We start from the raw sequence: 11,438 nt of genomic DNA on the forward strand, positions 1-11,438 counted from the left end.
GCGCAGCAAAGGTATGAACCTTTTCGACACGAAGCTCGGAAATCGCAGCACCAAAGGCAGAACATAGTCCCGGATGGGGCGGTACGACAACGGTTTGGATACCTAGTTTTTTGGCGATTGCAACAGCATGGAGAGGACCCGCACCGCCAAATGCCACAAGCGCGAAGTCGCGCGGATCAATCCCCCGTTCTATGGTCAGTAAGCGGATGGCGTTGGTCATATTTTCGTCAGCGATTTCAATAATAGCTGTGGCTGCTTCCTGTTCGGAGGCTCCCATACGATTCGCCAGTTTTTCGATCGCTTCTTTAGCTAGGGCGGGATACAGCGGTAACTCTCCGCCGAGGAAGAAGCTAGGGTTGAGACGCCCTAGCACCAAGTTTGCATCGGTCACTGTGGCTTGCGTCCCATCTGTCCCGTAGCAAGCGGGCCCCGGCACCGCCCCCGCACTCTCAGGTCCAACGTTCAGCATACCTCCTTTATCGATCCAAGCGATAGAGCCACCCCCTGCGCCTAACGTACGAACTTCGATGATAGGAATTGCGACGGGAAGTCCCCACTCAATCTCGAAGGCTGTGGTGAACTGTTGCTCCCCATCGAGCACCAAACCGACATCGGCGCTAGTGCCACCCATATCGAGGGTAATTGCATTTTGGAATCCCGCCGTTTCTGCGAAGTATTTTCCCCCAACAATGCCGCCAGCCAAGCCCGATAACAGGATATCAACGGGACGTTCGGGCGCGTTGGTGAGAAGTGTGGTTCCACCATCAGATTTGAGAAACGAGCAGGGACCTTTGACGCCATTGTCCTCCAAAGCAGTTCCGATGTTGTGGCAGTAGCTTTGGATTAGTGGCTTGACAAAAGCATCAGCCAAGAGGGTGCTAGACCGTTCATACTCTCGCCAGATTGGGGCTACCTGATGCGATAGGGAGATAGGGATGTGCGGAAATGCTTCCTCAAGAAATCTGCCTACCGCTAATTCGTGGGCGGGGTTAATGTACGAAAAGAGTAGACAGAGGGCAATGGCTTCAACTGCCTGATTCTGCAGCCGTTCCTCAATATTGGTCTTTAGAGCCGCAAGCGTGTCATCGGTCAGGGGTACGACGACCTCTCCTTGGGCATTTATCCGTTCCTTCACACCGAGGCAGTTCCGCCGCTTCACCAGTGGCTCCGGCTTGAGCCAATGCAGATCGTACTCCTTCTTTCGATTGATGCGTTGGATGAACGGGACATCCTCGAATCCAGCAGTGGTGATAAATACGACATTTGCTCCGGTGCGTTGGAGAATAGCGTTGGTGGCAACCGTTGTGCCGTGCACGATACGTTCAATTGCCTCAAACGGTATTTCTGACTTCTCTAGCACACCTAAGAACGCACGCATTGGTGCTTCAGGGGTGGAGGGATGCTTGGCAACTCTCACAGCACCATCCGCCGAGATTGCGACTAGGTCTGTAAAAGTGCCACCGGTATCAATGCCGATTGTACTGGGCACGTATGCTTTCCTCCTTGGAGGCTTCCTGCATTTTCCTGCTAACTCTATGGTTTAATTCCCACAACGCACACTTATTACTATCCCAATGCAGAATTTCCATAGCATGACTATAATTTAACCATTTGTACTCCGTATGCTCAGGGGATAGTTGCAATTGTTTCGCTTCAATTTTTACTCCGAAGCAATGTTCCGGAATCACCAGAACATCTTTGCCCCATCTAAAGCCACATACGTTTACAACAGGAATCATTGCATACGAATCGAGTTCAATATATTCATTACCTCGATCAATACCAGCTTCTTCAAGGGTTTCCCTTTTTGCGGTTTCCAATGGAGATTCGCTGTTTCTTCCACCGCCAGCAATTCCCTGCCAATAACCACCTGATGAGGGTTCGCGCTTGAAAAGCGCGTAAAGAACTTCGTTGTTTGGTGCGATTCTATATGGAAGAACTAATATCTGAAAAGGGGCTCGACTCATTACATTTTGCCTTTTGCGATGGTGTAGCGTGTTGAACCATACGCAGATCGGCTGAACACAGATCCCCAAAATTATCCGTCTGTTTCAGGATAGATCTGCTCCCAAGGCATAGGGTAAGTCCGTTCCCAACCGACGCGACCAAAGTCTGGACTGCTAGAGTAGCTATAGGTATAGGTGCGTTGTGGGAAGAATGCCTCGGTCGTTAAGCGCATGATTTCTGCCGTCAATTCGGCATCCAAACGATGGAGTACATCGGCGGCTTCGGGATCATACGCCAAATTATGCTGCTCGTGCGGATCGTTGGTGAGGTTAAACAGGTGCACCCCTTGAGCGTATTTACACAGTTTCCATGTGCCATCGAACCACATCCAACCGTTGTGCAACAGCCCCATAATAGCGTCTCTACTGACTTCATTCGCAATTCCTAGTCCGGGCAGGGGAGTGGCATCCATGTAGGCAGGGATTTTGCATCCTGCTAGACTCAGTATAGTTGCGGTGACATCGGTAAGCGTAACAAGGTCTTGGCAGATACGAGGTTCTTGGAACTCCGGATGGCTTACCAACATCGGGACGTGGCAGGCGGCTTCGTAGTAGGAGGCTTTGCCGCTGAGTCCGTGATCGCCCAAGTAATCTCCGTGGTCGGAGGCGAAGATAATCACGGTGTTATCGCGGATGCCTTTTTGGTCCAATGCCTCAGCAATACAGCCGACTTCGTGATCAATCTGTTTAACCAATCCGGTATAGTAAGCACGTTGTAGCATGTAATGCTCGTATGTTGGACTGTCTTCGTTCTGAATAGCGTACCACGATTTCTGAGCTGATTCCGAGCGGGAGGGTTGCTTGGGTCGCATCAGCGCTGTATCTTCGAGGACAGCGGGAAGCGGTTCGGGCATATCTTCAGGTCGGAAGGTCGCGTATTCCGGCGCAGGGTCGTACGGATTGTGCGGTCCCGGGAAGCCGACCATCATAGCGAAGGGTTGATCGCCATCGTACCCCTCAATCCACTGTGCCGCCTCATTACCAACAAAGTGGTCGACCGAGTATTCCCAAGGGATGGGACTAATGAAGGCACCGAAGTTCTTGTGATAGTCAGGCTCATCGTAGAAAGCGGTTTTGGTGTAGCCGTGGGCTTTGAGAAGGTGGTCATAGTCGTCCTGAATATAGCCCCAAAGTTTGTCTTCGGCAATAATCCTGCGCTGAAAACCTAGACGTTTCTCCCAAGGGTAAAAGTGCATCTTACCGATAGCGATGGTGTAGTAATCGTGCGCGTTAAGCAGGTCGGGCCACGTCGCCAATCCACACGCGCGGTAATCAGGACGTAGGAACTGACCGTTGTCAAGTACGCCAGTCTTGAGACGTGCCGGGACGCATACCGGATGCTCCGAGTAAGCACGGCTATAGCGAACCCCTTGCATCCCTAGTGCATCAATGTGAGGGGTGTCAATGAAGTCAGCACCGTAGCAACTAAGGAAATCAGCGCGCAGTTGGTCGGGCATGACGAAGATGATGTTGGGTCCTTTGCTCATCAAAATCCTTTATCCACCGGTTTTACGTATAGTTGGATACATCATAACAGAATCCCCAACGTTGCGCAACGGTAAAATCGGCGTATCCACAACGCTTGTCGATCAAGTCCGAAACTGAAATTGAGTTTTTTCGTATATGATGTCAGACAATGTTTTATATCTATATAGTGAATGAACAATCAAAATCTAAAATTCGATATTGGAGAATACATAATGCTTAATGGTGTTGGAATCATCTTAGGAGTTGCTTGCTCTCTCGTAGGAATCGCAGGCGGATACCTGCTGCTTTCAACTGTTTTTGCTGGTATTCAGTTAATCTCCAAGCACCGCATGTTCGACCAAAACATGGAGAAAAAACTTGACACCTGAACCCCCTTTGGGTAGCATATTGGGCAGTTCTGCTATTTATTTTTATTCTGCTGCCAGCTCTGAATTGATGGCACCTAACCTTCGCAAGGTTAACCCGATCTGATTGAGAGACGAGCGAAAAAGCTATCCATAACCCGGTGGTTCATCCATGAATTATCAGCAGCTCCATCCGTGGGAGATAACTCCCGCTGAAGCACGCCAGATCCAAAACGAACTGCGTAACCAGGTGATATCCCAAGATCAATTTGGCGACATCAAAACGGTCGCTGGAGTTGATCTTGGGTTTACTAAAGACATCGCCCGTGCGTCAGTTGTTGTGTTGAGTTTTCCGGAGCTGCAGCTGATTGATGGCGTCCTCGTTGAAAGTCCTGTCTCCTTTCCTTATATACCCGGTCTATTATCTTTCCGCGAAACCCCTCCTCTTCTCAAAGCCTTTACTCAACTTAATACTGAACCAGATCTCATTATCGCTGATGGACAAGGGATCGCCCACCCGAGGCGTTTTGGAATAGCGTCGCATCTGGGATTAATTTTGGACAAACCGACGGTGGGGTGTGCGAAGTCGCGTCTGTGGGGCAGGCACAAACAGCCTAAAGATGAAGCGGGCTCGATTGAATATTTGTACGACAAGAACGAAATTATCGGCGCGGCGGTTCGTACACGATCTAATGTCAGTGTTGTTTATATTTCGGTCGGACATCAGATCTCCCTAGATTCAGCAATTCGGTTGACGCTCGCCTGTTGTCAGCGGTACAGGCTGCCCGAAACCACGCGATACGCACATCAAGCAGCAGCAGGACAAATTTCCCTACCCCAAAAACAGATTGAAGCGGAAAAGCAGCTTACATTATTTTAGAGACCTGTAGTAGGCACGCTCCGCGTGCCGTAAACAAGGAATTAAAATGAGCATTCTTGTGAATAAAGATACAAAAGTGGTTGTTCAAGGGATTACGGGTCGATCAGGCCGATTCCATACGCAACAGTGTGTGGAGTACGGCACAAAAATCGTTGCAGGCGTTACCCCCGGCAGAGGGGGCTCAGATGTTGATGGCATCCCCGTTTACGATACCGTGTCCGAAGCGGTTATAGAGACAGAGGCGGAGGTGTCCGTCATCTTTGTGCCTGCGAGGTTTGACGCCGGAGATTCGATCATGGAAGCCGCCGATGCAGGCATCCGGTTGGTCATCTGTATTACAGAAGGCATTCCTGCCCTCGATATGATAAAAGCCAAAAGGTATTTGGAGGACAAACCAACACGGCTGATTGGCCCAAACTGCCCCGGCGTCATCACGCCCGGCGAGTGCAAAATCGGGATTATGCCCGGCTACATTCATCGACCCGGTAAAATCGGCATTGTTTCCCGCAGCGGGACATTGACGTATGAAGCCGTGGATCAGGTGACCAAGCTCGGGATGGGTCAATCCACTTGTGTTGGCATTGGCGGTGATCCGGTCATCGGTACAAATTTTGTTGACGTGTTGGCGTTGTTTGAAGCGGATGCGAATACAGACGCGGTGCTCATGATTGGCGAAATCGGTGGGACTGCGGAGGAAACAGCGGCGCAATTCGTAAAGGAAAACATGACCAAGCCGGTTGTCAGCTTTATCGCGGGGCAGACTGCACCGCCGGGCAAGCGGATGGGACATGCCGGGGCGATTATCTCCGGCGGACACGGCACGGCGGCGGAGAAGATTGAAGCGTTGGAAGCGGCTGGCATCGCTGTCGCTGAAAGCCCAGCGACGATTGGGGAGACATTGGTGCGGCGGCTTGGAGCAGTGGGGTAAACATGATTATCTCATTGACTTCAGATGGAAAATCGGCTACGATGTCAGTAACCCCACCCTAAAGGATGGGGGTCTCCAGTGCAAAGAATTTGATGAAACAGGTCGGGAGATGGCTCCCCCGACCTAGAGTGGATGCGTATTGATGTCTCTTAGTTATTTTTCGCGCCCTCATCGATCCAATCTTTGAAAAGCTGAATTTGGTCTTCAGCCAACGGTGCGCCCGGCGGCATACCACCGCCATCAATCCGCCGGATAACCACGCTGCCTTTGCTATCTCCGGGGTTAAATACGCCCCCTTTTTCAAAGTCTGCGTACGTCTCCAAATTGAGTCCTTTCGGTGGGTTGGGGGCAGCATGGCACCCCGGAACAGCACAACTCGCTTGAAGGATGGGTAAAATATCTTCTTGGAACGAAACGCCGGGTGGTGGCTCCGGTAGAGGTAGTGGTTCGGGTTGTGGCTGTTGTTCCGGTTGTTGTTGAGGTGGTGGCTCCGGTTGAGGTTGTTGTTCTAGTTGTGGTGTTGGTTCTGAGACGGGTTCTGGATCGGGTGCGACGACATCACCACTTATGCTATCGTCATCATCACCACTATCGCCACATCCTGTGACAAAGATAGGAAATACCAAAACAGCTAAACAACTGATTGCGGTTACTAACAGATTTAAGCGTGAATACTCCACGGTTGTTACTCCTTTCAAATTGGGAATGTAATATTTTAAGCTGGAAACCGTCTGAAATCTGTAAAGACGATTCCAAACCATGAGGAGATTGGCAAATGAAAGTCATGATTAATACGGAAGTTCAGCCGGAACACCTGCAACGCATTCAACTGGTTTCCGACGACATTCAGATCGTCCAACCCCAAGACAATGAGACACAGCTCAAAGAGGTTGTAGACACCGACGTGGTTCTTGGTGGAGTTAGCCGTCCCCTCTTTGAAAACGCTCGACAACTCAAATGGGTACAAACACTCGGCGCAGGCGTTGATGGTGTCCTTTTTCCTGAGTTTGTCGAAAGCGATGTTATCCTGACAAGTGCAAAAGGATTTGTCGGTCCCCATCTCGCGGATCAGACGTGGGCGTTGATCCTCGGCTTACTCCGAGGGATTGGCCGTGCTGTCCGTGAACGGACTTGGGAAAACCGGATGTCCATTCGTGGAGAGACGTGGGAACTTGAAGAACGTACACTTGGCATCGTTGGACTTGGTGGCACGGGGATTGATGTTGCTAAACGTGCGCAAGGCTTTGATATGCGCGTAATCGCGGTTGATCCGGAAGATGTGGATCCGCCGCCGTTCGTTCATGAAGTTTGGAAAATGGACCGGTTCTACGATCTCCTTGAGGAATCGGACGTTGTATCAATCTGCGCTCCTTTGACGCCGGAAACGCACGGTATGTTTAATGATGAAGCATTTCAGCGGATGAAACCACACGCGCTACTCATTAATGTAACACGCGGCAAGATCGTTGATGGACCAAGCCTCCTCCGTGCCTTGGACGAGAAGCGGATAGGCGGAGCGGGACTCGATGTAACACCAGAGGAGCCTCTGCCTCAGGATAGCCCACTTTGGGATATGCCTAGGGTTATTATTACGCCTCACGCGGCGGGTGGGTCCCCGATCCGGCTTGACCGGACGATTGGATTGTTCTGTGACAACCTCGAAAGGCTTATGGCGGATAAACCCCTGTTGAGCGTCATAGATAAGCAGAAGGGTTATTAAGTCGTTACGGTTGCTAATTAACGAGATAAGGCACAAAACTATTGGGATTTCTTAATCCGATTTTCCTGTTGGGCATACTTGCGGCCGCTGTGCCGCTAATCATCCACCTTTGGAGACGTCATCAAGCGAAAACGGTGGATTTTAGCAGCCTGATGTTTCTTCTGGCCGCCTATCGGCAAAATGTTCGGCGCATTCAACTTAAGCATCTGCTAATCCTGCTTTTGCGAGTGTTGATTATCATACTGATTGCTCTCGCACTTGCACGTCCTCTGCTTAAAAACCGATTCGCCTTCGCCGGCGGAAGAACAAAAACCAGCGTTGTCATCATTCTGGACAATTCTTATAGTATGGGGTATCAGGGGATTCAGGGAGGAAGGTTTGAGGTCGCAAAAGGGATGGCGCTTGAGATTGCTCAATCCCTTCAACGCGGTGACAGTGCCTCCGTGATTTTAATGTCTGATGTCCCTGATCCACTCTTTCCCAAATTGACGAAAGATCTGAATCAGGTGAGGGAGGCGATTCGTCGTTCCCAGATCTCTAACCGCGCAACGCTGGTCCCACCAAGCCTCGAAATGGCGCACGACCTCCTTGAAGCGTCCAACGATCCGAACAAGGAGATTTACCTAATCTCCGACTTTAGTCGTAACGGTTGGACGCACTGGAATCGTGTGCCCAATCGATCTGGGTCAAGGATTTTTCTACTTCCTCTTGATCATGAAGTTACCGATAATATAAGCATTGAAGAAGTTCGAACCTCTAACCAACTAATTGGTTTGGGGCTGCCCATTGAATTGGGGGTAGTAATAGGGGTTCATTCCGATGCACCTATGGTTGACACGACACTGACGCTGTTTATCGACCAGCAGAAACGCCGATCCATAAGCCCTCAGGTAGGAGCGGGTGAATCGGTGACATTGACTTTTACACACCAATTTGAATCACCCGGCACGCATACCGGCTATCTGGAATTGACTGCAGATCGGCTGCCCATTGATAATCGTCGCTATTTCGTCCTTGATGCTTATGGTCAAATTCGCGTGCTTTGCGTCGGTGTTCAAACGATGTACTTGGCGCTTGCATTAAATCCAGCAGTTCAGGCGCAGCCAAACACCGGTTCCTCTTTTTTACCTGCGACCGCTTCTCTAGAGGCATTAGAGGACCTAACGCTAACAGAGTATGACATTCTGATTTTAGCAGATGTACCGACATTCTCAGCTCGCGTTCAGCAACAATTGCAAGCGTTCATGCGGGCAGGCAAAAGTGTCATCTATTTTGTGGGTGATGGCGTTGATACTGCTAGTTATAATGCGTTTGCCGATTGGCTGCCTGCAGATGTAGGTCAACCGATGACGTGGCAGCCGCCAGTAACCTTGTCAAATTACAAGTCGGATTCCCCGATTTTTGAGGTCTTTAAGGGAGAAGATTTTGCGGGACAATACGCCCCACAATTTTATCAGGGTTTGAAGTTGGAGCCGGCTGAAGATGCAAAGATTGTTGCGCAATTGAGCGATGGTACACCATTTCTTATCGAACGCCCTATTGACCGAGGGATAGCACTGCTCTTTAATGTATCTGCCGTTCAGTTGGACGCATCGAGCCTATTGGTCAATCAGAATTTTCTTCCACTGTTGCAACAAGCTGTACTTTACACAAAAGCAGCTCAATCTACGCATCGAAGAAACCTAATTATTGGCGAGTCCTACACGGCAAACTACCGTTGGAGTGGAGCAACAACTACACAGATAACGCGCTTGGGAGATACAACCCATTCGTCGGAGAGGCTCTCACTTACCGAGGATGGTTCGCTCACGTTTAGCGGGACAGCTGCCCCCGGCATCTATCAAGTTGAGGGGCAGGGTCGAGAGACACTCCTACAAGATTTTTTCGCCGTGAATGTTGATGCAACGGAATCGGACCTACAACCCATCCCCATTCAGGAAGCTGCAGAGCGAATTGGGGCGCAGACAGAGGTTATTTCAGAATCAGAGGCTTTAGAACAGACGCTCAACACCTACCGGGTTGGAGTGGAAATCTGGAGTGAGTTACTACTTCTCGCCCTCATCTTAATGTTGATTGAAGGACTTCTGTCCAATCGAGAAAGTGCGATTGCTGATGATTCTGTGCCAAGTCAGACATGAATAGTATCTATCAATTTGCCAATGAAATGTCTTTGCCCTCTTGCTCTTATCCTCTTAATTCTTCTTCCCCATATATTACCTGCCGATTCGGTTCAAATCCGCAATATTATTGTGACCGGAAATGAAGCATTCTCTAGCGAGGCGATTCTCGACTTGATGCAGTCAAAAGCCGGTGGTGATTATGATCTAGAGCTGCTGCATCAGGACTTTGAGCGAATTGCTAGTCTCTACCAAGCACATGGATTTCAATTTGCTCGAGTTGATCCGGAGCAGCTTGTACTCTTGGAATTTTCTGATGGCGTCTATATCAGAATCTACATTGACGAGGGAAGGATTGGGGCAATTACAATAAAAGGGAATAGCCGCACCAAAGAGGATGTAATCAGGCAAGAACTGCTTTTTAAGCGCGGCGATGTTTACATACAGGACGATGAACTGGAAAGTGAGCGTATCCTGCGCCGAAAGCCGTATTTGGGAAGCGCGGAAATCCTTGCTACGCGGGACCCAGAAACCAATCTTATTTTAATAGAGGTCGAAGTCACAGACCTGTGGACTTTTTTTCCCGCCTTAGATGTCCCCGCCTTCAGTAAAGATAAAACCGGTTTTTTAGTTGCACTGTCCGATTCAAATGTATTTGGTTCTGGGGACAGCGGTCGCCTCCGTTACGAACAGATCCGTGAAGAGGGAGAAGATCCACGCCATCTTATCAGTGGCCTCTATAAGGTATTTCGCCTGTTTGATTCACATTGGGAATTCGATGGCGTGTATACCCAAAAGCGGGAAGGCATCTCATGGGAGTCGAGTCTAAAACGTCCGTTGTATTCACTCCAGACCCGATGGAGCGCGGAGTTTACAGCCGCTGAATCTAGAGATGAAGCCCGCTGGTATGAACAGGGTGTGAAAACAGCTGTCTTCACCCAAAGCAGGCAATCGGAGTCCGGGCAGATCATCCGTTCCTTTGGTGACCGTCGGCGACAGACGCAGATTGCACTCTGGACGGTTTCTGAACGGACCCATTTCGATGAGATTGAGAGATCGCCATCTTCCACCGCTAACTTTCAGGACAGAAACACAAGGCTGATTGGGGTTTCACTCGGTCATAGAAAAGTCAGCTTTATCCGCACACGCTTTCTCAATAAGATGGGACGTGTTGAAGACATTGGTGTCGGATATGGGTACGGCGTGTCAATCGGTCGCGCTTCCCCGTTTTACGGCGCGGACCACAGAGAAACAAGGGTGAGTCTATTTCTCAACGGCTCCCAGGCATATCAAGATCTGCTTTTCGTCAACGGTCGCGCCGGGGTTACAACCCGTTTTGTAGCGCATGAAGAAGAGGATTCGGTGTTACAGGCGAGCATCAAAGCAGTACGCAAGAATCTCTTTCTGCGCCAAACCCTTGCGGCACAGATTTCTGCGGAGATGCAATTCGGACTTGAGGGAGAACAGCAGGTGCTTCTTGGTGGAAACAGTGGACTGCGTGGATATGACCCCCGGCAATTCAGTGGCACCAAAAGGATTCGCCTCAACCTTGAAAGCCGAACGATTTTCTGGGAACACCCTCTGATCGTGGTTGGGTCAGCAATCTTTGCTGATGTTGGTTATATCTGGACGGGGGATGCTGTTGATATAGGAACCCCCAAGCGGAGTGTAGGATTTGGGCTGCGGTTAGGTCTTCCCAAACTGAGCGGATCTCGAGTCTATCGTGCGGATTTGGCGTACCTATTGGATGGACCGGAAAAACCATCGCTCATACCGGTTTTCACCTACGCGATCGGGCACGCCTTTTAGACTATCCTCCTTGGTTCATTGGTTCAAGAGTTCATTAGTTCATTAATGAGCCAATCAGCTAATGGTTTTCGGGTTCGCTACTGGTTTGAGCGTCCCAAGACAGGGTACATGGGATCGTTATAACCTTTCCCAGTATGCTCGCCGGG

Annotated in this window: 10 protein-coding genes; 6 read left to right on the top strand and 4 right to left on the bottom strand. The window is 50.0% G+C overall.

Features of this window, described 5'->3' with window-relative positions:
* The 3 genes from J4G02_18080 to J4G02_18090 form a co-directional block, all read right to left on the bottom strand.
* The coding region (locus J4G02_18080) for a hydantoinase/oxoprolinase family protein (GenBank protein ID MCE2396445.1) at positions 1–1,489 on the bottom strand (1,489 nt) is incomplete at its 3' end.
* Entirely contained in the window at positions 1,467–1,967 is a 501-nt protein-coding gene (locus tag J4G02_18085; GenBank protein MCE2396446.1) for an NUDIX pyrophosphatase, read from the bottom strand. The genes J4G02_18080 and J4G02_18085, both read right to left, overlap by 23 nt.
* Before the next feature lie 71 nt (positions 1,968–2,038).
* On the bottom strand, positions 2,039–3,493 hold the full coding sequence (locus J4G02_18090; protein ID MCE2396447.1) for a sulfatase-like hydrolase/transferase: 1,455 nt from the start codon (positions 3,491–3,493) through the stop codon (positions 2,039–2,041).
* Between the two features lie 213 nt (positions 3,494–3,706).
* Here J4G02_18090 and J4G02_18095 point away from each other — a divergent pair, with 213 nt between their 5' ends.
* The 3 genes from J4G02_18095 (at position 3,707) to sucD (ending at position 5,646) form a co-directional block, all read left to right on the top strand.
* Positions 3,707–3,862, top strand: a complete 156-nt coding sequence (locus J4G02_18095) for a hypothetical protein (GenBank protein MCE2396448.1) — start codon at positions 3,707–3,709, stop codon at positions 3,860–3,862.
* A gap of 148 nt (positions 3,863–4,010) precedes the next feature.
* Positions 4,011–4,718: a deoxyribonuclease V gene (nfi, locus tag J4G02_18100; protein MCE2396449.1), complete on the top strand. Its 708-nt coding sequence runs from the start codon at positions 4,011–4,013 to the stop codon at positions 4,716–4,718.
* 46 nt (positions 4,719–4,764) lie between these two features.
* Positions 4,765–5,646, top strand: a complete 882-nt coding sequence (sucD, locus tag J4G02_18105) for a succinate--CoA ligase subunit alpha (GenBank protein MCE2396450.1) — start codon at positions 4,765–4,767, stop codon at positions 5,644–5,646.
* Positions 5,647–5,795: 149 nt separating this feature from the next.
* On the opposite strand, the gene J4G02_18110 is transcribed toward sucD, so the two are convergent.
* The gene (locus tag J4G02_18110; GenBank protein ID MCE2396451.1) at positions 5,796–6,326 is read right to left on the bottom strand and encodes a hypothetical protein; all 531 of its coding nucleotides are present in this window, start codon (positions 6,324–6,326) and stop codon (positions 5,796–5,798) included.
* Positions 6,327–6,421: 95 nt separating this feature from the next.
* Here J4G02_18110 and J4G02_18115 point away from each other — a divergent pair, with 95 nt between their 5' ends.
* The 3 genes from J4G02_18115 to J4G02_18125 all read left to right on the top strand — a co-directional run bounded on the left by J4G02_18115 (position 6,422) and on the right by J4G02_18125 (position 11,292).
* Complete coding sequence (locus J4G02_18115; protein MCE2396452.1) at positions 6,422–7,366, top strand: D-2-hydroxyacid dehydrogenase; 945 nt, start codon at positions 6,422–6,424, stop codon at positions 7,364–7,366.
* Positions 7,367–7,407: 41 nt separating this feature from the next.
* Positions 7,408–9,504 (top strand): BatA domain-containing protein, encoded by a 2,097-nt coding sequence (locus J4G02_18120; protein MCE2396453.1) that lies wholly within the window; start codon positions 7,408–7,410, stop codon positions 9,502–9,504.
* A 111-nt stretch (positions 9,505–9,615) separates the two neighbouring features.
* Positions 9,616–11,292: a hypothetical protein gene (locus J4G02_18125; protein ID MCE2396454.1), complete on the top strand. Its 1,677-nt coding sequence runs from the start codon at positions 9,616–9,618 to the stop codon at positions 11,290–11,292.
* Positions 11,293–11,438: the final 146 nt, after the last annotated feature.

It is taken from the genome of Candidatus Poribacteria bacterium (assembly GCA_021295755.1).
Lineage (GTDB): Bacteria > Poribacteria > WGA-4E > WGA-4E > PCPOR2b > PCPOR2b.